A 21,282-nucleotide genomic window follows, 5' to 3' on the forward strand; every position below is an offset into this window, starting at 1 on the left:
AATCAGCCTAGTTTTTGCAAATATTCGTCAATGAATTCCTGCTTTCTTTTGAGTCGGTATTGCATGACCCAGCGGGGGTGGGGTACTGGTACTATCTCATCGAAAAACAGGTACTTGTCATTGAGTTGTTTGAGAAATTTTAGATTCTGACCTTGTCCAATGCTATATGCCACTGAGGTGTCGATATTGAAAGTCAATTGATCTTTGATCCATTGAATCATGTCTTTTTCGAAAATCTTCTGCCAGTCCTTGAGGTCGTAATAATTCAAATTCTTGCCATCCATCACAAAACCTAACGGAGACATTCCAGTGATATAGAATTTGTCATAGAAGGCTTTTGGCCCGCCATAGTTATCAATCATCTCATAAATGAATCGGGAGCTCAATTCAGCTCTCTTATTGAATGGGTTAGGAATCTCGCAAACTTCTTCAAGAAGCAACGGATCGGTAAAAGGAACTCCAGTAATACCGCCACCAAACCGACCCGGATTGATGCCGAAAAGCATTCTCCGTGAATTGTTGTCGGAATAATATTTCTGGTAGAATTGAGTTGTTGCGTCCCATCCATCTTCAGACCGATAGGGATTCATCGTTTCTACTTTCTTGGGAAGTTTGGTTGGAGGTGCAAGGGACTGGTAAAACTCAAGAATGCGATCTGCTACGAGCATATATCCTATACTATTAATCTTGATTCTATTGTCTTGGATCCTAATTCCGACGATTCAACTCATCGCGAAGCTGAGCGGCCTTCTCGTAATCTTCCTCGGCCAGTGCTTTGTCCAAAAGTCGATTCAATTCTTCAACCGAATGCTTTTTAATGCCCTTTCCTTTTTTCTCTTCTTTCGGTTGGTCCTCTGGAGAGGAAAGGGTGTCTAGCTCTTCTTCAAATTCGTCTGTTACGACAATGCCGGCTTCTTCCATTACAGCTGCATTGGTGTAGATTTCAGCATCGAATCGAATGCCAATGGCGATGGCATCCGATGGTCTTGCGTCTATCTCTACTTTTTTTCCATTGTTGTTTACACAGACGATTTTGGCAAAGAAAACACCCTCTTTTAAATCAGAAATGATGATTTCCTTTACGTCAATTTCAAAATGACCGGCAAAGGACTTGAATAAATCATGGGTCATGGGCCGGTTAGGCGTAATCTTCTCAATTTCTATGGCAATAGCTTGAGCCTCAAACATGCCAATAATTATCGGTAGTCTCCGACCACCTTCCGATTCGCCTAACACCAGCGCAAATGAGCCCGATTGTGCATGGCTGGAGGATAATCCTATAATGTCTAGTTTTATTTTCTCCAACGTTCTTTTAATTGTTTATAGCCTTGATAGCTTCTGTTAATTTAGGAACCACATCAAAAGCATCTCCCACGATTCCATAATCAGCTGCTTTGAAGAATGGAGCCTCAGGATCTTTGTTGATCACTACGATAAACTTCGATGAATTGACACCAGCTAAATGCTGAATTGCTCCTGAGATACCAACTGCAATATAAAGGGTAGGAGCTACTTTAATTCCTGTTTGCCCTACGTGCTCGTGATGCGGTCTCCAATCCATGTCGGATACTGGTTTGCTGCATCCTGTAGCCGCTCCTAATGTCTTAGCCAAATCTTCGATCATTCCCCAGTTCTCTGGACCTTTCAAGCCTCTGCCACCTGATACTACCAGGTCAGCTTCAGGAAGTAGAATGTCTCCTGTTGCTTTTTCCTGTGAGGTTACAGTTACTTTAAAGTCAGCATCGTCAGCATTCACGCTAAATGCTTCTACAGCTGCCTCTGCACCATCTTCCTTGATAATGGCTGCATTCTTTTTGATCCCGATAATTCTCTTGCCTTCAGTCAAGTCAACGTTAGCGAAAGCTTTACCTGTGTAGATGCTTCTTTTTACAGTAAATCCATTTGAGGTGTCAGGCAATTCGGTTACGTTAGTCGCTAACGAAGCACCGATTTTAATCGCCAATCTTGCAGATACAGGATCACCTAGTGATGACTTGGCTAAAACCACAGTTTCAGCACCTGTGCTTTCAACAGCCGCAGCCAAAGCTGAAGCATAAGCTTGAATATTTCCTTGTTTGTATTTTTCGTCGGATACATGCAGTACTTTAGTTGCACCTGCTTTTCCGGCTGCAGCCAATGCATCATTGCTGGCCTCTCCAAATGCAATGGCAGACACATCACCACCGATACCTGCAGCATAACTTACTGCTTCCAATGACGATTTTTTGATTTCGCCTTCTGATATTTCTATGAATACTAATATGGACATTTCTTTAATTTTTTGGGCTTGATAATTAGAGTACTTTGGCTTCGTTTTTCAACAAATCAACCAATTCAGATACGTTGTCCGCATCGATCATTTTTACTGCTCCTTTGGCAGGAGGCATCTCGTATGTACTCAACTGAGTCCTAACTGAATCGTCAGCAGGTTCTACAACGTTCAAAGGTTTGGTTCTTGCCGTCATGATCCCTCTCATATTTGGAATCTTCCATTCTGCAATAGGTTCTTGACAACCTAATACTAATGGTAAATCTGCCTCTAAATATTCTTTTCCACCTTCGATCTCTCTGGTCATCTTGGCTGTATTGCCTTCGATATCTAAAGTCATTACAGGAGATAGAGAAGGCATGCCTAACAATTCTCCTACCATACTGTGAACAACGCCACTATTGAAATCGATAGATTCTCTACCCATCAGGATCAGATCGTATCCGCCTTCTTTAGCTGCATTCGCTATTTGATTAGCCACGAAAAATGAATCCTTAGGGAAAGCATTTACGCGAATGGCGTCGTCAGCCCCAATGGCCAATGCTTTTCTCAAGGTAGGTTCGGTTTCGGCTTCTCCTACGTTCAATACAGTGATACTTCCTCCAGATTGTTCCTTCAGTTCTACGGCTCTTGCCAAAGCATAATCGTCGTAAGGTCCAATGATATACTGAACACCTGTCTGATCAAACTTGGTATTGCCATCGGTAAAGGCAATTTTGGAAGTCGTGTCTGGAACATGCGTAATACAAACAAGAATCTTCATGTGCTTATTTATTAATTAATGTTGCTATTTAATCTATTAAATTTTGAACCCAATTGCGAATTATTAGCAGACTAAAATCCTAGGTTCAATGAGCCACGAATATAGCAAAAACAGGTTCAAGATCACGGTAGACCCTAAATATTAATTTTGGAATTGAAAAGGAGAGTAAAATTGCATGCAGAAAGAATGGATCTGCTAAGAGTAACTGTCTCAAATGTCATTAAATAACGTCATCGCGAGGAACGAAGCGATCTTAGATTTCGAAAATGAATCTTAGACCAAGATTGCTTCAAACTTCGCGTCCCGCGTTGTCTGCCATGACGGATGACATTTGCGAATATCTGCTGATTCCGAGTTTTACTTAATCGTCTTCTTTACCATTCCGCACTTCAGCATTTTGTCACCGAAATATGGATTCTTGATTTCCTTTGTTGTACTGAACCAGGATGCTCCTTCATTGTCTAGAGCCATAGGGCAGTAGCACTTATTAATCTCACCAGATTCTACGGCACCTTCGAATACACTTTCCATAGAGTTATTCAATTCTGAAAACACTTCTCTGGCTTTTTCGACGTCCCCAGCATTCATAATTCCATCTGCGATGCTCGCCTGTTGCCAGGTGCTCTCATCTGCTTTGAGTGCATCGCTCAAGTCTTTGGCGAACGTTTTGGCTGTTTCGTAGTCTGTCGCTACCAAAGCGTCTCTTAGTTTTTCATAAGCGCTGTATATCGTTTGGATGCCTTTGCTTTTAAACTTTACGCCATCGGTGGCCGTATCTTTTACCGATTCAGTAGTGGTTTCTGTAGGTTCAGAAGCAGTTTCTGATGAAGATTGTGGATTGTTGTTGCAAGCAGTGATGAAAATACTTGCTATAATTAGATGAGAATATTTCATTTTCTACTGATTTAGTTATGGTCTTAATTGAGAGGATAAAATTAGACCATTACCGCTCAATTTTATAATCAGAAATAAATAATTTGCGCCACACAAGAAACAGCGACATTTGATGTTTGGATTATTCAAGAAAAAGAAAAAAGAAAAGCAAGCCCCACAGTTATTGGATATCAATGGAGAACCCTTGTTAGAGGGAGATAAGGTAGAAGTGTTGAGGTATGAACTGGGCGAGTGTACACTTACGTTGGAGGGTTTGCATTACTACTACGAATCTGCTTCCGGCGAAAAAGTGAGTTATGCCAAAATGATCGATGCGAGTACCGAACAGCAGAAGGTGAGGAAGATTTAAATTAGGAAATTAACAAGGGGAGTAGAAAAAACTACACCCCTTGCACTTATTGTACTGTATAACCTTTGGCAGTCATACAAGCGGTAAATGCTTTTTTGAAATTATTCATCATTTCTTCTTCGGTAGCTTTAGCCGCTGCTTGATTTTGTTCAGCTTCTTTGTATTCACTGTATTTGCGAGCTCTTCGTCCTCGAAGTCCTCCTACTACAGCTCCTATGGCCGCACCTTTACCTGTATCGCCCGCGATAGCACCAATAGCAGCTCCAGCAGCAGCACCTCCCGCAGCGCCTACTACTGCAGATCCATCAGGTCCTGTTTCAACTTTTTCAGCTTCTACTTTTGGCGGATCTAATGGATTTACACCGGTTTCTTTCATTGCCCATTTGTAGCATTCGTATTCTTCGTTGCTTTGAGTGGTGGCGTCTTGATCTTTTGCAGGGAATACAAAAAGCCCTAGGCCTTTAGCTAGATTCATATCAGACTGAGCGTATGATGTAAATACACTCATTGTAAATAGGAGGCTTAAAAATATCTTCATGATCTTAATTGTTTAGGTCATTGAGGTCGATAAATACATAATCTAGTTGCTCAAGAGCGTCAGCTTCATTGTAAAAAGTAAAGCTGTTGGTGATCTTTCCATCTTTTATTTTATATGAAGTATTTGCCAACAATTGAACAGACTTCCCATTTTTATAATTCACGGTGAGCAAGGCGAAGTTGGATACCCATTCGCCTGGATAATCACCATCTTTGACAGTTATGGGAAACACCCTGGACTTTGAGTATTTAATAGATTCGTATAACTCAGCGCTATTTGATTTCCACGCAGCTAGTGCCAAATTTCTGGTGGTAGTATCAGAAACGGACGGACCGATTCCTACATAGCTATCTGCTAATAGTGATGCCATAGTATCATAATCCTTATTTTCCACGGCTGATATATAATTTTCAATGAGTTTGACATTGTTCTTTTGGGTCACCTCTGTCGAATCGCAGCTCGAAGCCACTAAGACCACTAGTGTCAGGTATAATACAAGTTTCATAAGATTAGTATTAATTGATTAGTTATTTTTTTAAATGTATAATTTGAATTTTATCTCTCCAAAATCACCTGATCTTCAAATAGGGCATTAACTACTACGTGTGCATAGTTGTCGATTTTTAGTGCGACATCAGATTTATTCTCCAGATCATATTTGAAGTGTGAAATCCAAACCAGACTGTTACCATCAAACTCATTGTAATCCATGAGGTAGTAGAAATTGGCCTCCAGGATAGAATACTTGTGATGGGAGTGATCTACATCTGATTGAAGATGGTCATATCTCGCTTCAAAGTATTGTCCAAATTTATACAGACCTTGTGCATGGCTGGCCAATTCTTCATCTGTAATGTCTTCATCATCTTTTGAAATGTTTTCAATGGAAGCGGCAGTCAGCACACCGTCAAATCCTTGAGCATAGAGTTCTTTTTTGATGGCGGAATTGTCGACATCGTCACCTTCCGGTCCAATGTCGATAATGGTATGGCCAGCGACAGCGGGTACTCCCTTGCTTTTGAAATACTTGACAGCATCTTTTTCGAAGTCTTTTTTGTTTTTCTCAACTTTAGACATGCCAAAAACAGCTACTTTTCGAAAATTTCTGGGTTCGTATACAGCGTTTTCCCACGCTGCATCTAAAACCAAAGGGTGTGTAGGAGCACATCCTGCAATAAAATAAACCAGTGTAAGCCAAAGGCTATTTATTAAAAGTAATTGTTTGAAATACATATTGATAGATTAAGGTTAACAAAGAATGCGAAAATTCTTTATTAAAAAGAATAATTAGCCATTAGTTTCTTAATTTCGAAATGTGATGGCAATCCATCAATAAAAGTCTGATTTGATACTTTCTAAACTCACCAAATGAAACTACGCCATACATTGATGGTCTTGATCCTATGTGTGATCATATTTAGCTGCAAAGAAAAACAAGCTGCCGTCATTCCACCTCAAAAGTTGCCAGTAGTCAAAGTCACCAAAAAAGATGTGCCTTTGTATCGGCAGTTTGTAGGTCAAGTTTTTGGATTGAAGGATATTCCAATTCGTGCCAGAGTAGAGGGTTTCTTGGAGGGAATCTACTTTACTGAAGGTGTGCGAGTAGAGAAAGGTAAACTGCTATACGCTATAGACCCCGAACCATTCAAAGCAGAAGTGTCTGCTATGCAAGCCAAACTGGCTGAAGCTCAAACCATGTTGGCCAATGCAGAAAACGAACTGGAACGCTATAAGCCATTGGCTGCAATCAATGCGGTAAGTCAAAGTGATTTGGATTACGCACAATCAAAAAGAGATGCTGCTATTGCTTCTGTAAATGCCGCCAAGGGCAATTTAAGAATGAGTCAGATAAATTTGGGATATTGTAAATTAACCTCTCCGATTACTGGATTTATTGGAAAGACCAATGCTCGGGTTGGAGAGTTTGTTGGAAGAGACCCTAATCCGGTAATACTAAATACGGTTTCAAGAATTGATACTATTAGAGTACAATTTTTCTTGACAGAAAGCGAGTATCTCACCATTGCGAGATATGTGAGTAAAAACCGAGAAGAATTAAATAAAAATGATGAAGAAGGGCGAAAAGAATCGCTTACCTTAATATTATCGGATGGTATAGAGCACCCTTTCAAAGGAAGTGTTGATTTTATCAATAGAGAAGTAGATGCTACTACAGGAGCAATTTTAGTTCAGGGTTCATTTCCAAACCCTAACCTTATTGTTCGTCCTGGACAATTTGGTAGAGTTAGAGTGAAAATGGATGATAAGAAAGGTGCTATTACCATTCCACAAAGATGTGTTATGGAATTGCAGGGGCAATATTCTGTTTTTGTGGTTGATCAAGAGGGAATTGTACAAGCACGACAAGTGAAAGTAGGTGAGCGAATGGACGATTTATGGATGATTCAGGAGGGCTTAAAGGAAGGTGAGCTTGTCATTTTGGAAGGAATTCAAAAGGTGAGAACTGGAGATAAAGTGGCTCCCGAAGTGACAGAATTCAAAAGCGTTAGTTTAAAATAATTGTCCGATATGTCAGATCAGAAAGGAAATTTCTTCGTTCATCGGCCAATTGTGGCTATGGTTATTGCCATCATTATCGTAATAGTTGGGGCGGTATCAGTAATAGATTTACCTATTGAACAATATCCAAACCTGACACCACCCATAGTTCAGGTAAGAGCCAACTACACCGGTGCCAATGCGATCAATGTAGAAGAGTCGGTGGCTACACCTCTGGAGCAGCAAATCAATGGAGTAGACAACATGATTTATATGAAGTCTACCAATGCCAACGATGGCTCTATGGTGATTGATATTTCATTTGATGTAGGTACCGATCCAGATATGAATACGGTCTTGGCTCAAAATCGTGTGTCGGCGGCTACAGCCAAACTACCTGAGGCAGTGAAGAAACTCGGTGTTACCACCGAGAAATCTTTGCCTAATATATTGATGCTAGTGGCATTGACTTCCGATGGAAGATACGATCAAGACTTTTTGGGAAATTATGCATTAATCAATATCAAGGATAGATTATCAAGGATCAAAGGGATTGGTCGGGTGAATGTCTTAGGTGCTTCTGACTACTCCATGAGGATTTGGATCAAACCTGACCGTCTGTCTCATTTGGGATTGACGGTACCTGAAATCTTGACAGCCATCAACGAGCAAAACATCATCGTGCCTGGAGGTAAATTTGGTGCTGAACCGGCACCTCCTGGCACTGAGTTTACCTATACTGTTCGATTGCCAGAACGATTCAATTCACCTAAGGAATTTGAAGAGATCGTGGTGAGAACTAAAGAAGACGGTTCTCAGGTCAAACTTGGAGATATTGCTTCAGTTAGCCTGGGCGTAGAGACCTATAATTCATTTACTCGATTGAATGGGGAAACTTGTTCAATAGTTGCCTTGTATCAGGCACCTGGATCTAATGCTGTGGAATTGGCAGAAAATGTAATCAAAGATATGGAAGACCTCAAGGCTGCATTCCCTGAGGGTATGCAATATGATGTGTCTTTGGATTCTACAGCACCTATTACTGCAGGTATACGAGACATCATTGTGACTTTGATTGTGGCTTTGATTTTAGTGGTTTTAGTGGTGTTCATATTCATTCAAGACTGGAGAGCAACATTGATTCCTACTTTAGCCATTCCTGTTTCATTGATCGGAGCATTCATGTTTTTCCCTGCGCTTGGTTTTACCATCAATGTTCTGTCACTACTGGGATTGGTGCTAGCCATTGGTATTGTAGTGGATGACGCCATTGTAGTGGTAGAAGCGGTTCAGGTAAATATTGAAAAAGGAATGAGTACCAAGGAAGCTACTTTGGATGCAATGAGTAAAGTGACTGCTCCAGTTATAGCCACGACCTTGGTGTTGATTGCAGTATTTATTCCAGTTGCTGGGATGGCAGGGATTACGGGATTGCTCTATCAACAGTTTGCTATAACCATTGTGGTATCTGTTATGGTTTCTTCTGTGAACGCTTTGACATTAAGTCCAGCGTTGTGTTCCATTCTACTCAAGAAGCCAGAGAAGTATGGTGGGGCGCTAGGTTGGTTTTTTGGGAAATTTAACCAAGGGATGGATAAAAGTACCGACGCCTATATGAGCTTCACCAATGTGGTTACGCGTAAAGTTAAAAGGGGAGTCATTTTCATTGTAATCATGACAATTGCCGCTGGTATTTTTGGTAAAATGGTTCCAGGTGGGTTTATTCCTGAAGAGGACATGGGATATTTCTTTGTGAATATGCAATTACCTAATGCCGCATCATTGCAGAGGTCAGATGTGGTCGCCAAAGAAATAGAAAAAATTATGGCCACAGTACCTGAAGTGAAGTATGTTACCACAGCTACGGGTTTCAGTTTACTGTCTGGTGCTATGTCGTCCAACAATGGCTTCATGTTTGTCACACTTACAGATTGGGCAGAGCGTGATCGAACAGCCAAGGAGATTGTGGATGAAGTGAATAAGAAGCTGTATTTCGCTATCAAAGGCGCCCAAGCTTTTGCCTTTGGGCCTCCTGCCATTCCTGGTCTTGGAAATGGATCAGGGTTTAGTATTATGATTCAAGATAGGTTAGGGAGCTCTCCAGCCTATTTATCCGAAAATACCATGAAATTTATACAAGCAGCTAATGCAGCTCCTGAGATAGGGCGAGCATTTACTACTTTTCAAGCCACAGTTCCACAGCGATATATGAATGTGGACAAAGAAAAGGCGCTGAAGATGGGCGTGAAGCTGAATGATTTATATACTACTGTTGGCGCATTTATGGGAGGAGCCTATGTCAATGATTTCACAAGATTTGGCCGTCTTTATAAAACCTATATTCAAGCCGAACCAGAATACAGAGTAGACGAATCTCAAATAAGTAATTTCTTTATCAAAAACGATAAGGGGAATATGGTGCCATTGGCAACATTAGTAGATATTGAGGAGATTTCAGGACCAGATTATACCAATAGGTTCAACCTTTTTAGATCTGTGGAGGTAACTGGTAGCCCTGCTGCTGGATTCACTTCTGCACAAGCAATGGAAGCACTAGAGAGAGTAGCAGGAGAGGTGTTGCCTTCTGACATGAGCTTTTCATGGAATGCCATGTCGTTTCAAGAAAAGAAAGCCTCAGGGTCCTTGGGTATAATCTTAACTTTTTCTCTTGTTTTTGTATTCCTGATATTATCTGCTCAGTATGAAAGTTGGTCTTTACCTCTGAGTATTCTGTTAGGAACACCATTTGCAATTTTCGGAGCTTTGTTCGCATTGTGGGCATCCCGACAGTTTAGTCCGACTTTTGAGAATAATATTTTTGCACAAGTGTCCTTTGTGATGTTGATCGGTATGGCTGCAAAAAATGCTATTTTGATAGTAGAGTTTGCTAATGAAGAGTTTCAAAAAGGCCTTTCTCTTTTGATTCAGCTATCGCGGCTGCCCGATCACGATTCAGGCCAATATTAATGACGGCTTTCTCATTCATATTGGGCGTATTTCCATTAGTGATAGCCAGTGGATCAGGCGCTGAAGCGAGAAAGGTTATGGGTATGGCGCTGCTTGGTGGTATGACTTTGGCAACGTTTCTCGGTGTGTTTTTATATCCTATGCTCTTTGTGTTGATAGGTAAACTATTTAATTACGAAAAAAATCGAAGCATCGAGCCTTCAACAGAGCAATAAGTATGAAGAAGATGATAAAGAGTATTGTATTTTGGTTAAGCATAGGATTGTTTGTGTATTCATGCAAAATGGGGCCTGCATTCAAAAGCCCAGAGATGGAAGCTCCCGAAGCTTATAGATATGCTGAAAACCAACCTGATTCGTTGGGTACAATCAAATGGTGGGAACTTTTCAACGATCCAGTTTTAGATTCTCTTATCCTTGTAGCTCTTGATAGCAATAGGAATGTCAGCATTGCGCCAATGATTTGAAACAAGCACAATTGCTATATAAGATTCAAAAAGTAGAGTTGCTACCACAATTAAATGCGCAGGGTAATATCGCTTATGGTACCTACGCGGGATTTCTTAATACGGAAGCTAATGGAAATTATGCCGGACTGGCGGCTGTAAGTTGGGAAATTGATTTTTGGGGGAAACTCAGAAGGTTGAATGAAGCTGCTCTTGCAGAGTATTTAGCTTCGGAAGCGGGTTTTCAAAACCTAAGATTGGCTATAGCCAGTGAAGTGGCTTTCTTATATTTTGAATTGAGAAGATATGAAGCAAGTATAGAAATTGCAGAAAGAACCGTTGCTTTGAGAGACAGCTCATTAAACCTGATTCAGGAGAGATATAATAAGGGGATTGTTGCTGAAATTGATCTTAACCAAGCACAGATCCAGCAAGCAATTGCTGCATATGCTGTACCGATTTATGTAAGGGCTGCGGGGCAAACAGAAAATGCGCTTAGTGTACTGCTGGGAGGATTTCCTACAGCTATTGAGAATAGCTTGCCTTTGGATAGCCTTACAGTCGCTGTTGATATTCCTGTTGGAGTTCCGTCAGAAGTACTATTGTCTAGGCCAGATGTGGCCTTAGCTACACAGCTTATTGTCGCTCAAAATGCGCGAATTGGAGTAGCTCAGGCAGCTCGTTTTCCATCTATTTCCTTGACAGGCGTATTAGGGGTTAGTAATGAACTGAATGATTTTAACTCAGGGGGTTTGGCATGGAATGCTGGAGCGAGTTTGGTTGGTCCAATTTTTAACTGGGGTAAGAACAAGAGGAAAGTAGAGATAGAAAAGGTTCGAACTGAATCAGCTTATCTCAACTATGAAGCCGTAGTGTTTAATGCTTTCCGAGAGGTAGAGGATGCATTGATTGCGGTTGAAACCTATGAGCAGGAAGTAGTGGCTAGACGAAACCATGTACGTGCAGCAACAAATGCGCAATACTTGAGCTCAGAACGTTATGATAAAGGGATTACGAGTTACCTTGAATATTTAGAGTCGCAGCGTCAGGCCTTTGATGCCGAACTAGGATTGGCTGCTGTTCAAAGTGATCTATTGACGTCGTATATTCAGCTTTATAAGGCCTTGGGTGGTGGTTGGCTTACTGAAGAAGAATTGGAAAATCAGCCAACAGAATAATGACCTTTTTCAAAGGAGAAAATAAGGAGTTCCTAATAGCTGAATTTAAGTATCAGATTCCATCTTATTTGGTAATTTCTTAAGAGCTCAAATTCAAACTAATATTTTACTTATATCGATATGAAGAGATTTTTATCATTGTGTATTTTTTCTGTGTTAATCATAGGTCGATCTGAAGCTCAGTCACTTAGTGATCTTTATGAAAAATTGTCGAAGTCTGTTGTAAAAATTCTTATTGAAGGAAAGGACTTCAGTGTTAGAGAAGGTCAGATGGTGACCAATCAAGGAATTGGTTCAGGTGTATTGATAGACGCAAATGGATTAGTTTTAACTGCTTCTCACGTAGTGCAAACTGCAGAGAATATCAAAGTGCAGTTTATCGATGGCGAGACAATACCCGCCAAAGTTGTGAGCTCAGCACCATTTGCCGATGTAGCTGCCATACAATTGTCTTGGGCACCAAAAAACAATACAGTTGCTCGGTTGGGTGATTCTGATCAAGTGAGAATAGGAGATGAAGTGTTTTTAATAGGTTCTCCTTATGGATTAGATTATAGCCTATCTGTCGGCTATATCAGTGGGCGACATAAAAAAAGTCGATTTGCTAATGGTTCCCATGTGATGGAATTCTTTCAAACGGATGCTTCGATCAATCAAGGCAATTCAGGTGGTCCTATGTTCAATATGAAAGGGGAAGTGGTAGGTTTAGCCAGTTATATTCTTTCAGAATCAGGAGGTTTTCAAGGTTTAGGCTTTGCTGCCACTTCTAATGTTTGCAAAGATTTATTGTTAGATGAAGTGACTCCATGGACTGGTATGGAAGCTGAATATGTTGGGGGAGAGTTAGGTCGTGCCTTAAATATTCCTCAAAATGTAGGGTTGCTTGTTCAAAAAGTTACCTTATTTTCACCTATAGGTGCGTTGGGGATTAGAGGAGGAACAATTCCAGTGGAATATAATGATGAAGTTATTTTAATAGGTGGAGATATAATTCTTGCTGTTAACGGAACCCCATTGACTACTGAAGCTGGTATCGAAAAGGTAGCTTTAGAGTTTGGGCAATTGAAGAAAGGGGAATCGTTTAATATCCTTGTATTACGTGAAGGCAAGAAACTTAAACTAAAAGGAACTGTAGGTGGGATTTAACCACCAATAGCTTTAGAAAAGTAATTGTATGCCAATCCACTAAGGATAGAAAGCCCGAAGCTCAAAAGTGTGCCTATGAGAATATATTCTGTTAGTTTTCTGTCCTTGGCTTTGGACAGGTCACCGAATCTAAACACTGATTTTGCAGCTAGTAAGAATCCAATGGCTTGCCATTGATTGAGTACAATAAAGCCAAAAACGAACAGGCGCTCAAGCATACCGATGTATTTACCGGCGTGTTCCAGAGACGCACTGTTGATGTCTTTCTCCAGTTCCCATTTGGTAATGATCACTTTCATGAAAATAGAAGATACCACCGTGGTAGTGAGTAGTGCTATCACGAATAGAATCATTTGATTTCCCATTAGAAAGGAGAGAGTAAGATTATACGGTTCGTATAGGTAAACGACCCATGCTACAATAAGGAGATGTGCCAACTGATCAATGAAAAATAACCATCGCTTGTTTGAAGTGTTTTGCCAGCTGATTTTGATCAGATCAATAGCAAAATGAGAGACTACGATAATCATCAGGCCTTTCCAGTATGAGAAATCAAATTCCAGTAATAGGAGAGTAGTTATTGCATGAATCAATAGATGTAGAAACAAGTACTTTGATTTGTGCTTCTTTTCTTCTTTGTCCTTTACCCATTGATCGGGTTGGATAAGAAAGTCTCCAATTAGGTGTGCGAGTAGGAGTTTTAGGGTTAGTGAAATCATAGGTTGGTTAATAGTTCACGGTATCTTTTTTCGAGTTTCATGATGTCGTCAAAACCCGCTCGATTGAGGCTCTGACTTATTGTACCCTGGCTCTTGCCCAGATGTTTGGCTAATTCATTCTGTTTCCAGTCTGGATGCTCTATGGAAGTTCGAATGTATTTGGCGGCGTTTGCCGGCCACGCATTCATGGTAAGCAGCGCAAGATCAAGTGCCAGCTCCATTTGTTGATTTAAGTTCGACGATGGGGTGACAAGTGCCATAGTTTTTTTGTTGTTGAGCTGGTCGAAGGCTTGGCCAGAGTTGATAAAAGCTTCACCATTGGCTTCGGTGATTTTGGACGTGGTATGATCTTTTTTTCCAATACCAATTCCTAATCTGATATCTAAAGTTGTCGTTTGTTTGATGCTGCTCTTGAGGTGGATGGCGGCTAGTAAGGCTTCTGTTGGCTCTACTTCCAGCTGAAAACTGTCTCCACGATAAATCTCCCATTTTTTAGGCGTTGTACCATATTTATTGAGGGCACTCTTGAGTATGGGCAACCATATTTGACTGTCTACATCTCTAGAATTGATAATATCGCCTGTAAGGATACTGGTCATAATTAAGTAAATATCGGCTTTTTAGCCAATAATTGCAAATATTGGCTTATATACCAATAATAATCGATATTGGCATATAAGCCAATGTAGGTATTACCTATTATTAATATTTGCTTGGCGTTTGTAAACCGCCATCGCCAATCTTAGTTGGTCGTAAGGAATTTTCTCATCAAAATACTCGAAAAGTGGCTTAAGTTGCTCTGTTTGTCCTGTTTTATCGATGCCAGTAGAAATTTTCTCAAGGCTCTCTTTGGTAATGAATTGGTGGATGTCAATCTCACGTCCGTGTTCGTAGAGTGTTGCAATATGTGAGATGATTGTTACCTTGTTGAGCTTTCGTTTGGTAGCAATCTCTTCTGGTGTCAGTCCTTCCTTTAGTAGCTCAAAAGTTACTAGATGAGAGGTGCCTTTTATTTTTTCCCCTTCGAGAGTTTTTTCTTTGATGAAACTCATGATCTCATGAATGAATTCACGACCATACTGATCAGCTTTGCGTTGACCGATTCCAGAGATATTGAGGAGTTCGTCGTCGGTGGTGGGGCGGTGAGTAGATAACTCTTGAAGCGTAGAATCACTAAAAACCACATAGGCAGGTACACCCTGAGATTCTGCAATTTGTTTCCTTAGAGCCCTGAGTCGTTCGAAAAGGATATTGGTTTGCTGTGTTTTTTTAGTGGGCTGAGCAGGAGTGAGCCGTTGTTTGCGCTGCTCTTGAGTTTCTGGTTTGCTGATTTTTACCTCTATCTCGCCATAGAGTGCTTTTTTACCTAAGTCAGTTATTCTCAAAATATTGTGTTGATCAAAGGCGATTTCCAGCAGTCCGAGATTGAGAAACTGTCCGATGTAGTGCTGCCAATCTACATAACTTTGGTATTTGCCTACACCATAGGTTTTGATGTTTTGATAGCCGAGCTGGAATAAGTCATTCCTTCCAGAACCGCGCAAGATATCGATGAGCATTCTAGTGCCTACTTTTTGTTGGGTGCGAGCAACGGCCGAAAGCGCCATTTGGGCTAGTTTGAGTCCATCCATAAACTCGGGTGGGTTTTTACAAATGTCGCAGTTGCCACAGTCCTTTTCCAGTTGCTCACCAAAGTAGCTCAGTAGGAGCTTTCTACGGCAGGAGGTAGCCTCTGCAAATTGCTGCATGCGCTGCAGTTTGGCTTCTAGTAGTTGCTTCTGTTCACCTTCTTCAATGAACTGCTTGAGTTGCATCACATCGCTGTAACTGTAGAATAACAAAGTTTTGGAATCTAACCCATCGCGACCTGCACGACCAATCTCCTGATAGTAGCTCTCCAGATTTTTGGGTAAGTTGTGATGGATGACCCACCGGACATTGGACTTGTCTATACCCATACCAAAAGCGATGGTTGCGCATACCACTTTCAAATCGTCTCGGATGAATCTCTCCTGTACTTTGTCCTTGACTTGTGAGTCCATTCCTGCATGATAGAAATCTGCATCTATTCCTTGCTTTTGCAATTTCAGAGCTAGTGATTCTGTGCTTTTTCTAGACAGACAGTAGATGATACCAGATTCCTCCGGTTGGCTTTTGATCCAATCGATAATCGCGTCAACTCTTTTTTGCGCAGGCCGTACTGCCAGACTTAGATTAGGACGATCAAAAGAGGAAAGGAAAGTCTGCGCATGCGGTATATTCAGTTGATTTAAAATATCACTTCTCGTGGCCTTATCTGCAGTAGCAGTCAAGGCCATTATCGGAACTTTTGGAAACTGCTCTTTTAGGAACTTGAGTTTGGTATACTCTGGCCTGAAGTCATGACCCCATTGTGAAATACAGTGAGCTTCATCTACAGCAATGAGATTGAGTGTGCTAGACTTTATGATATTAAAAAAGTCACGTGTCATGAGCTTCTCCGGTGATACATAAAGTAGTTTGACTTGACCAGCCATGAAGTCCTCTTCGACTTGTCGTTGTTGGGCAGCACTAATAGAACTATTCAGAAATGCGGCTGCCACTCCATTTTGCTTCAATGCCTCTACCTGATCTTTCATCAAAGAAATCAAAGGAGAAATAACCAGGCAAGCCCCTTCTTTAACCAAGGCTGGAATTTGATAACAAAGTGATTTTCCACCTCCTGTAGGCATGATGATTAAGGCATCTTCATCATTTAGTACGTGGGAAATGGCCTGCTCTTGTTTCAGCCTGAAATTGTCATAGCCAAAAGTATTTTTGAGAATTTCCTGTGCGTGTTTCAAAAGGCTTGTATCAGGGGAGGTGGTTTCCATTTTGGTAGTACGTCAATAAAAGTAAGCTCTCAGAAATGCGATTCAAATGTAATGAGAAAGTAATGATAAGGCATAAAAAAAAGCAGCTACTTTCTCAAGTGCTGCTTTCGAATGAGCCCCCAGTCGGATTCGAACCAACGACCTACTGATTACAAGTCAGTTGCTCTGGCCAACTGAGCTATGGAGGCAAAATATTTTGCGGCCTTCTCTTCTTTGGAAGAGATTCCAAGTTAGTTGCTCTGGTCCAATCGTCGAACCGCAACTAAGCGATGGAAGGCAATAAAATCTTAATTATTGTTAGCCCTTTTGGCTAATTGCGAGTGCAAAAGTAAAGCAGAATTTTTCTTCTGCAAGTTTCTCAATAATTTAATTTTAAAGTTTTTTTTAAGCCATTGATTATCAATGTTCCGCGTAGGTAATCAACTTTAATTCTTCTTTCAACTCTTCCAACTCTTCTTCCGCTTTTTTAATTTTTTCCTCAAAATCTTTGAGCATTTCATTAGCTGTTTTCGAAGAAGCAAAGAAGCTCAAATTGTTCTTCCAGGTAGAGACGTCTTTTTCTAGACTTTGAATCTTCCTTTTGATCGAATGCTCCTTACGTTGCAATTTATGATCTCCATGAGGGCCAGACTTAATCTTATTGATTCTAACCAATGATTTCAATTCTGCCAATTCTTCTTCATCAAAATCTTTAGCCTGGGCAATGACTTTGTTTAGCGCCTCTTGATATCTGTTTTGAATAGACTTAATAGCCTTTTTAGGGACAAAGCCGATAGCGTTAAATGCATCTTGTAATTCATATACTTGTTCAGGATGCAGATCGTCTGCACCGGCTAAGGCTTCCAGAGAATTACAGATGTCTTCTTTTTTCTTTAGGTTGTCATCATATGATGATTCCATCTCTTTGTTGTGGCCTCTTTTCTTGTTGAAAAATTCGTCACATGCCGCTTTGAATTTTTTGTAGATTTTCTCACGTTCTTTGCCAGGTACTGGACCAATTTCTTTCCACTCCCTTTGCAGTGCTTTGTAAGCATTGGCAGTCTCATTCCAGTCCTCACTGGACTGTAATTCAATGGCTTTGTCTACTAACTCTTGTTTCTTCTTCAAATTATCATCACGCTGAGAGTCGAGCGTTTTGAAGAAGGCTGATTTGTTATGAAAGAAAGACTTGAAGTCTCCCCAGAATTTTTTATTTACTGCTTTGGCCTGATCCTTTGGCATGGCGCCAACTGCTTCCCATTCTTTTTGAATCGCTAGTAACTCTTTAGTTTTTGAATTCCACTCACCGATGTTGTCAGAAGTGAAATTGGCGTATTCGGCAATCTTCTCAGCGATTTTTGTTTTCTTTTCAAAGTTTTCACTCAATTCTTCTTTGAGGTGAGAAACATAGTCTTTGCGTTTGGCATATACCAGATCTGAAGCCGCCTTGAAGCGTTGCCATGTTTCTTCTTGAACTTCCTTCGGGATAGGGCCAATATGCTTATATTCTTCGTGAAGCTCATTCAATCTTTTGATGGCTTCGTTTAGGTTTTCAAGTGCATCCAGAGATTCAGCTTGTTTGCAAAGCTCCAGTTTGGCTTCCAGATTTTTCTTTCTGTCTAATTCTTTGAGTTCGAAGTAAATGCTTCTGTGATCGTAGTAGCGATCCATTAGTGCATTGTAATTCGCCCAGAGCGTTCTGTTGTGCTGATGATGTACTGGGCCTATGGCCTTCCATTCCTCCTGCATTTTTTTCAACGCATTGATGCTAGAGGTATTTTCATCATCATCCACAAAGACCCTCAGTCTTTCAAGCAATGCATTTTTAAGCTCTAGATTTTTTTCTTTTTGCTTTTCTTGTTCTTTGGCGTTCTTAGATTTTTTCTCTCGGAGAATTTTGAAATAAGCTTCAAATTTAATCGAGAACTCATCAAGCTTGTATTGGAAGTCGTCTTTTGACCCACCTTCTGATTCGAATTTTTTTAGGGCCTCTGCTCTTTCCACTTGGAATATCTCATCATAAGCCTTCTTGATGTCGCTGATCTTTTTGCCTTTTTTGAATCCGTCATCCTGACTGGATAAATCGGCTAGGGCAGCTGTCAAATCTTCTTTGCTGAAAGTAGAGTAGTCTATCTCTTCTTCAACTTCTTCCTCTTCTTTTGCTTCTGAAGCAGAATTGTCTTGTGAAGCAGGTTCAGTTGGTGTATCAGCTGTCTTACCTTTATCAGTTGGAGAAATAGATTCTTCTTTAGATGCTGCTTGTGGAGATTCCGGTACAGCTGCCTTTTCTTCGGGTGCAGCTGAGGGTTCCTCATTTGCTTGCTCTAACACAGCAGATTCTTCTTGTGCGGAAGCTTCTGTTGTGCTTGGTGCTTCATCCGCTACTTCAACTTGTGGTACTTGGTTTTCAGTAGAATCGGAGGTGGAATCAATATTGTTTTCATTCTCATTTGTTAATTCAGGGTTTTCCTGAACAGCCCCCGGATTCGTCGATTTTTCATCTGTTGATCCAGTCATTTCATTCTCGTTAGTCATAATACTTTTTCTCTATACCAGCAATTTATGCATTTTTTGTGGCATTAGTTCATATTGGGATCTGCAGGATAGTTTGCAAACATTTTGAATTTACCGCCTAAACTTTCCAATACATCTTTCCATAATAGACTTTCGTCTATATCAAAAACACGTTGCGCGGAGATACCCTTACATACGATCCATGACTTTGCTTCTAATTCTTCTTCAAGCTGACCCACTGCCCAGCCTGAATAGCCTAGGAAGAAGCGAAAGTCGCGAGGATTAATTTGTTTAAGGTCTATCATGGAGAGCAGTTTGTCATAGTCACCACCCCAGAAAATGCCTCCACCGACATCTTTGCCTTCAGGCATTAGGTCTGGAGCTCGGTGGATAAAGTGTAAAGTGTCTTGCTGCACTGGTCCTCCTATAAATAGCTTTTCCTTAAAATCTGATACCTGGTCGATTACTTCTTCGAATGTGGCATCGGATGCTTTATTCAAAACGTATCCAAAGGTCCCATTCTCATCATGTTCGCAGATAAGTACCACAGTTCTTTCGAAATTGGGGTCGGGGAGATAAGGTTCGGAAATGAGTACGTCTCCTTTTTCGGGATTGAATTTTTGTTTGGAATGAAAGTAATCCATAAGCAATGCGTGTTATTAAATTTATGATGATTAAGTTATTACTCAAATAAACAGTTAAGAATGAATGACGCTTTGTCTATGATCGAGTCTAATGTGTTGTGACTTGATGTATATTCTTTTCAATCAAAACCAATTAACTTTTTCATAAATAACCTTTAACCATTTAATGCAATCTTGGAGATAAAGGCATGGCTTCCATGATTTTGCCTTCTATCTCATTCATTTCTTTTAGTCGTTTGTATACGTCGTCTTCATCAAAATAGATCAGGGCCATTTTTACGAATACTTCACCGTGCTTGGCTTCTGAAGCCCAAAGGTCTTGATAAAACTCCTTGAGTTTGCCTTGGGGTAAATTTGCATAAACCAATCTGAATCGCTCAGCTCCTCGGTTTTCTACGATAGAGGCCAATAAAAGTCGATCCATGAATCGTTCTTCTCTTCCGCTTCTACAGCTTTGGATAAGTTGCTTGACATATTTGTCTTCTTGGATTTCATGGTTGAGCCGTATGCCTCTTTCCTGCATGATTTCATACACGGAGCGGAAATGTTCTAATTCTTCCACGGCTGTATCAATGAGTTCAGGAAGGATTTCTAATCGATCTGGAAATTTGGCTACAAAACTCATGGCCATCGAAGAAGCCTTGCGTTCGCAGTCAGCATGATCTTGTAAAAAAGAATCAAAATCATTCATCACTGTTTCAACCCATTCGGGAGAACTGTCGTAGCATAATGGAACTCGTAACTGCATATTTTAATATAGTGAAATTAGTTTAAAGTCTAAAGTTTCAAGTTTAACATCTAAAGTCTAAAATCTATCATGTAAAGTCCAACATTTAGTGATATTTGTAGTGGACACTAGAATAAATAACAATTCGGATGGCGAAAGAATTTTTACCGGGAATGAGAAAGGACTATGGCAAAGACTCTCTGACTAAGCAGAGTGTACACCCTGATCCTATGATACAATTTGAAGAATGGTTTAAAGATGCCATGAAGTCGGATGGGGATGAGGCTAATGTATTGACACTTTCAACGCTTGGTGAAGATCAAATCCCAGAAGGTAGAATTGTATTATTAAAATTTTATGCTGAGGATGGATTTACTTTTTATACCAACTATACGAGCAATAAAGCAAAGCAATTAGAAAAACATCCTTATGCTTCTATGACCTTCCACTGGAAATCCCAAGAGAGACAGGTGAGAATAAAAGGTAATATTTCAAAGGTGCCTGGCGAAATATCCGATGCCTATTTCAGCGAACGACCATATGGTAGTAGGATAGGGGCTTGGGCCTCTCCGCAAAGTCAGGAAATCCCTAATCGAGATTTTTTAGAGGATCGTGTCGAAGAGATTCAAGACAAATTTGAAAATCAAAATGATATTCCCCGACCAGAGTTTTGGGGAGGTTATTTATTGACACCTGTCAAAATTGAATTTTGGCAAGGGCGACCGAGCCGCCTGCATGACCGGATTATTTACGATCTGGTGGATGGCGAGTGGGTAACCAAGCGATTGGCTCCATAAGG

Annotated in this window: 22 protein-coding genes and 1 tRNA gene; 8 read left to right on the forward strand and 15 right to left on the reverse strand. The window is 40.6% G+C overall.

Going from position 1 to position 21,282, the window contains the following annotated elements; translation table 11 throughout:
* Positions 1-2 precede the first annotated feature (2 nt).
* From ACOQO5_RS08855 to ACOQO5_RS08875, 5 genes are all read right to left on the reverse strand, one after another.
* Positions 3-668 (reverse strand): uracil-DNA glycosylase family protein, encoded by a 666-nt coding sequence (locus ACOQO5_RS08855; RefSeq protein WP_420581333.1) that lies wholly within the window; start codon positions 666-668, stop codon positions 3-5.
* Positions 669-708: 40 nt separating this feature from the next.
* Entirely contained in the window at positions 709-1,305 is a 597-nt protein-coding gene (locus ACOQO5_RS08860; RefSeq protein ID WP_420581334.1) for a bifunctional nuclease domain-containing protein, read from the reverse strand.
* A gap of 7 nt (positions 1,306-1,312) precedes the next feature.
* On the reverse strand, positions 1,313-2,269 hold the full coding sequence (locus ACOQO5_RS08865) for an electron transfer flavoprotein subunit alpha/FixB family protein (protein ID WP_420581335.1): 957 nt from the start codon (positions 2,267-2,269) through the stop codon (positions 1,313-1,315).
* A 25-nt stretch (positions 2,270-2,294) separates the two neighbouring features.
* Positions 2,295-3,032, reverse strand: coding sequence for an electron transfer flavoprotein subunit beta/FixA family protein (locus tag ACOQO5_RS08870; RefSeq protein WP_420581336.1), 738 nt, complete (start codon positions 3,030-3,032; stop codon positions 2,295-2,297).
* A 357-nt stretch (positions 3,033-3,389) separates the two neighbouring features.
* Positions 3,390-3,926, reverse strand: a complete 537-nt coding sequence (locus ACOQO5_RS08875) for a DUF3347 domain-containing protein (RefSeq protein ID WP_420581337.1) — start codon at positions 3,924-3,926, stop codon at positions 3,390-3,392.
* Positions 3,927-4,038: 112 nt separating this feature from the next.
* Between ACOQO5_RS08875 and ACOQO5_RS08880 the strand changes: the two genes are divergently transcribed.
* The gene (locus ACOQO5_RS08880; RefSeq protein ID WP_420581338.1) at positions 4,039-4,275 is read left to right on the forward strand and encodes a hypothetical protein; all 237 of its coding nucleotides are present in this window, start codon (positions 4,039-4,041) and stop codon (positions 4,273-4,275) included.
* A 46-nt stretch (positions 4,276-4,321) separates the two neighbouring features.
* Here the strand turns inward: ACOQO5_RS08880 and ACOQO5_RS08885 are convergent, their stop codons facing one another.
* From ACOQO5_RS08885 to ACOQO5_RS08895, 3 genes are read right to left on the reverse strand one after another with little or no spacing between them, the layout of a single operon-like run.
* Positions 4,322-4,813, reverse strand: a complete 492-nt coding sequence (locus ACOQO5_RS08885; protein WP_420581339.1) for a glycine zipper domain-containing protein — start codon at positions 4,811-4,813, stop codon at positions 4,322-4,324.
* A 4-nt stretch (positions 4,814-4,817) separates the two neighbouring features.
* Positions 4,818-5,318: a nuclear transport factor 2 family protein gene (locus ACOQO5_RS08890; RefSeq protein WP_420581340.1), complete on the reverse strand. Its 501-nt coding sequence runs from the start codon at positions 5,316-5,318 to the stop codon at positions 4,818-4,820.
* A gap of 50 nt (positions 5,319-5,368) precedes the next feature.
* Positions 5,369-6,046, reverse strand: a complete 678-nt coding sequence (locus tag ACOQO5_RS08895) for a hypothetical protein (RefSeq protein ID WP_420581341.1) — start codon at positions 6,044-6,046, stop codon at positions 5,369-5,371.
* 135 nt (positions 6,047-6,181) lie between these two features.
* Here ACOQO5_RS08895 and ACOQO5_RS08900 point away from each other — a divergent pair, with 135 nt between their 5' ends.
* The 6 genes from ACOQO5_RS08900 to ACOQO5_RS08925 all read left to right on the forward strand — a co-directional run bounded on the left by ACOQO5_RS08900 (position 6,182) and on the right by ACOQO5_RS08925 (position 13,048).
* Positions 6,182-7,333 carry an efflux RND transporter periplasmic adaptor subunit gene (locus ACOQO5_RS08900; protein WP_420581342.1) on the forward strand — a complete coding sequence of 384 codons (1,152 nt, stop codon included), beginning with the start codon at positions 6,182-6,184 and terminating at the stop codon, positions 7,331-7,333.
* A gap of 9 nt (positions 7,334-7,342) precedes the next feature.
* Entirely contained in the window at positions 7,343-10,279 is a 2,937-nt protein-coding gene (locus ACOQO5_RS08905) for an efflux RND transporter permease subunit (RefSeq protein WP_420581343.1), read from the forward strand.
* The gene (locus tag ACOQO5_RS08910) at positions 10,279-10,494 is read left to right on the forward strand and encodes an efflux RND transporter permease subunit (RefSeq protein WP_420581344.1); all 216 of its coding nucleotides are present in this window, start codon (positions 10,279-10,281) and stop codon (positions 10,492-10,494) included. Before ACOQO5_RS08905 ends, ACOQO5_RS08910 begins: the two co-directional genes overlap by 1 nt.
* A 2-nt stretch (positions 10,495-10,496) precedes the next feature.
* A complete protein-coding gene (locus ACOQO5_RS08915; RefSeq protein WP_420581345.1) occupies positions 10,497-10,745 on the forward strand; it encodes a hypothetical protein in 249 nt (82 codons plus the stop codon).
* 11 nt (positions 10,746-10,756) lie between these two features.
* Positions 10,757-11,902, forward strand: coding sequence for an efflux transporter outer membrane subunit (locus ACOQO5_RS08920; RefSeq protein ID WP_420581346.1), 1,146 nt, complete (start codon positions 10,757-10,759; stop codon positions 11,900-11,902).
* A gap of 120 nt (positions 11,903-12,022) precedes the next feature.
* Positions 12,023-13,048 (forward strand): S1C family serine protease, encoded by a 1,026-nt coding sequence (locus ACOQO5_RS08925; protein WP_420581347.1) that lies wholly within the window; start codon positions 12,023-12,025, stop codon positions 13,046-13,048.
* Here the strand turns inward: ACOQO5_RS08925 and ACOQO5_RS08930 are convergent.
* The 7 genes from ACOQO5_RS08930 to ACOQO5_RS08960 all read right to left on the reverse strand — a co-directional run bounded on the left by ACOQO5_RS08930 (position 13,045) and on the right by ACOQO5_RS08960 (position 20,504).
* Positions 13,045-13,767, reverse strand: coding sequence for a DUF3307 domain-containing protein (locus ACOQO5_RS08930; protein ID WP_420581348.1), 723 nt, complete (start codon positions 13,765-13,767; stop codon positions 13,045-13,047). The two genes, ACOQO5_RS08925 and ACOQO5_RS08930, sit on opposite strands and share 4 nt — an antisense overlap.
* Positions 13,764-14,366: a transcriptional regulator gene (locus ACOQO5_RS08935; protein ID WP_420581349.1), complete on the reverse strand. Its 603-nt coding sequence runs from the start codon at positions 14,364-14,366 to the stop codon at positions 13,764-13,766. Before ACOQO5_RS08935 ends, ACOQO5_RS08930 begins: the two co-directional genes overlap by 4 nt.
* A gap of 93 nt (positions 14,367-14,459) precedes the next feature.
* Positions 14,460-16,619 carry a DNA helicase RecQ gene (gene recQ, locus ACOQO5_RS08940; protein WP_420581350.1) on the reverse strand — a complete coding sequence of 720 codons (2,160 nt, stop codon included), beginning with the start codon at positions 16,617-16,619 and terminating at the stop codon, positions 14,460-14,462.
* 114 nt (positions 16,620-16,733) lie between these two features.
* Positions 16,734-16,807 (reverse strand) — tRNA-Thr (locus ACOQO5_RS08945).
* Positions 16,808-17,018: 211 nt separating this feature from the next.
* Entirely contained in the window at positions 17,019-19,133 is a 2,115-nt protein-coding gene (locus ACOQO5_RS08950) for a DUF349 domain-containing protein (RefSeq protein ID WP_420581351.1), read from the reverse strand.
* 44 nt (positions 19,134-19,177) lie between these two features.
* Positions 19,178-19,756: a YqgE/AlgH family protein gene (locus tag ACOQO5_RS08955; RefSeq protein ID WP_420581352.1), complete on the reverse strand. Its 579-nt coding sequence runs from the start codon at positions 19,754-19,756 to the stop codon at positions 19,178-19,180.
* 163 nt (positions 19,757-19,919) lie between these two features.
* Positions 19,920-20,504 carry a tRNA-(ms[2]io[6]A)-hydroxylase gene (locus ACOQO5_RS08960; RefSeq protein WP_420581353.1) on the reverse strand — a complete coding sequence of 195 codons (585 nt, stop codon included), beginning with the start codon at positions 20,502-20,504 and terminating at the stop codon, positions 19,920-19,922.
* Positions 20,505-20,632: 128 nt separating this feature from the next.
* On the opposite strand from ACOQO5_RS08960, the gene pdxH reads away from it, so the two are divergent.
* A complete protein-coding gene (gene pdxH, locus ACOQO5_RS08965; protein WP_420581354.1) occupies positions 20,633-21,280 on the forward strand; it encodes a pyridoxamine 5'-phosphate oxidase in 648 nt (215 codons plus the stop codon).
* Positions 21,281-21,282: the final 2 nt, after the last annotated feature.

Origin of the sequence: Reichenbachiella sp., assembly GCF_965223055.1 — a bacterium.
Taxonomy (GTDB): domain Bacteria; phylum Bacteroidota; class Bacteroidia; order Cytophagales; family Cyclobacteriaceae; genus Reichenbachiella.

Coding starts and splice junctions, on each gene's coding strand:
- ACOQO5_RS08855 (WP_420581333.1), bottom strand. CDS start 668: ATGCTCGTAGCAGATCGCATTCTTGAGTTTTACCAGTCCCTTGCACCT.
- ACOQO5_RS08865 (WP_420581335.1), bottom strand. CDS start 2,269: ATGTCCATATTAGTATTCATAGAAATATCAGAAGGCGAAATCAAAAAA.
- ACOQO5_RS08870 (WP_420581336.1), bottom strand. CDS start 3,032: ATGAAGATTCTTGTTTGTATTACGCATGTTCCAGACACGACTTCCAAA.
- ACOQO5_RS08875 (WP_420581337.1), bottom strand. CDS start 3,926: ATGAAATATTCTCATCTAATTATAGCAAGTATTTTCATCACTGCTTGC.
- ACOQO5_RS08880 (WP_420581338.1), top strand. CDS start 4,039: ATGTTTGGATTATTCAAGAAAAAGAAAAAAGAAAAGCAAGCCCCACAG.
- ACOQO5_RS08885 (WP_420581339.1), bottom strand. CDS start 4,813: ATGAAGATATTTTTAAGCCTCCTATTTACAATGAGTGTATTTACATCA.
- ACOQO5_RS08890 (WP_420581340.1), bottom strand. CDS start 5,318: ATGAAACTTGTATTATACCTGACACTAGTGGTCTTAGTGGCTTCGAGC.
- ACOQO5_RS08895 (WP_420581341.1), bottom strand. CDS start 6,046: ATGTATTTCAAACAATTACTTTTAATAAATAGCCTTTGGCTTACACTG.
- ACOQO5_RS08900 (WP_420581342.1), top strand. CDS start 6,182: ATGAAACTACGCCATACATTGATGGTCTTGATCCTATGTGTGATCATA.
- ACOQO5_RS08905 (WP_420581343.1), top strand. CDS start 7,343: ATGTCAGATCAGAAAGGAAATTTCTTCGTTCATCGGCCAATTGTGGCT.
- ACOQO5_RS08910 (WP_420581344.1), top strand. CDS start 10,279: ATGACGGCTTTCTCATTCATATTGGGCGTATTTCCATTAGTGATAGCC.
- ACOQO5_RS08915 (WP_420581345.1), top strand. CDS start 10,497: ATGAAGAAGATGATAAAGAGTATTGTATTTTGGTTAAGCATAGGATTG.
- ACOQO5_RS08925 (WP_420581347.1), top strand. CDS start 12,023: ATGAAGAGATTTTTATCATTGTGTATTTTTTCTGTGTTAATCATAGGT.
- ACOQO5_RS08930 (WP_420581348.1), bottom strand. CDS start 13,767: ATGATTTCACTAACCCTAAAACTCCTACTCGCACACCTAATTGGAGAC.
- ACOQO5_RS08935 (WP_420581349.1), bottom strand. CDS start 14,366: ATGACCAGTATCCTTACAGGCGATATTATCAATTCTAGAGATGTAGAC.
- recQ (WP_420581350.1), bottom strand. CDS start 16,619: ATGGAAACCACCTCCCCTGATACAAGCCTTTTGAAACACGCACAGGAA.
- ACOQO5_RS08950 (WP_420581351.1), bottom strand. CDS start 19,133: ATGACTAACGAGAATGAAATGACTGGATCAACAGATGAAAAATCGACG.
- ACOQO5_RS08955 (WP_420581352.1), bottom strand. CDS start 19,756: ATGGATTACTTTCATTCCAAACAAAAATTCAATCCCGAAAAAGGAGAC.
- ACOQO5_RS08960 (WP_420581353.1), bottom strand. CDS start 20,504: ATGCAGTTACGAGTTCCATTATGCTACGACAGTTCTCCCGAATGGGTT.
- pdxH (WP_420581354.1), top strand. CDS start 20,633: ATGGCGAAAGAATTTTTACCGGGAATGAGAAAGGACTATGGCAAAGAC.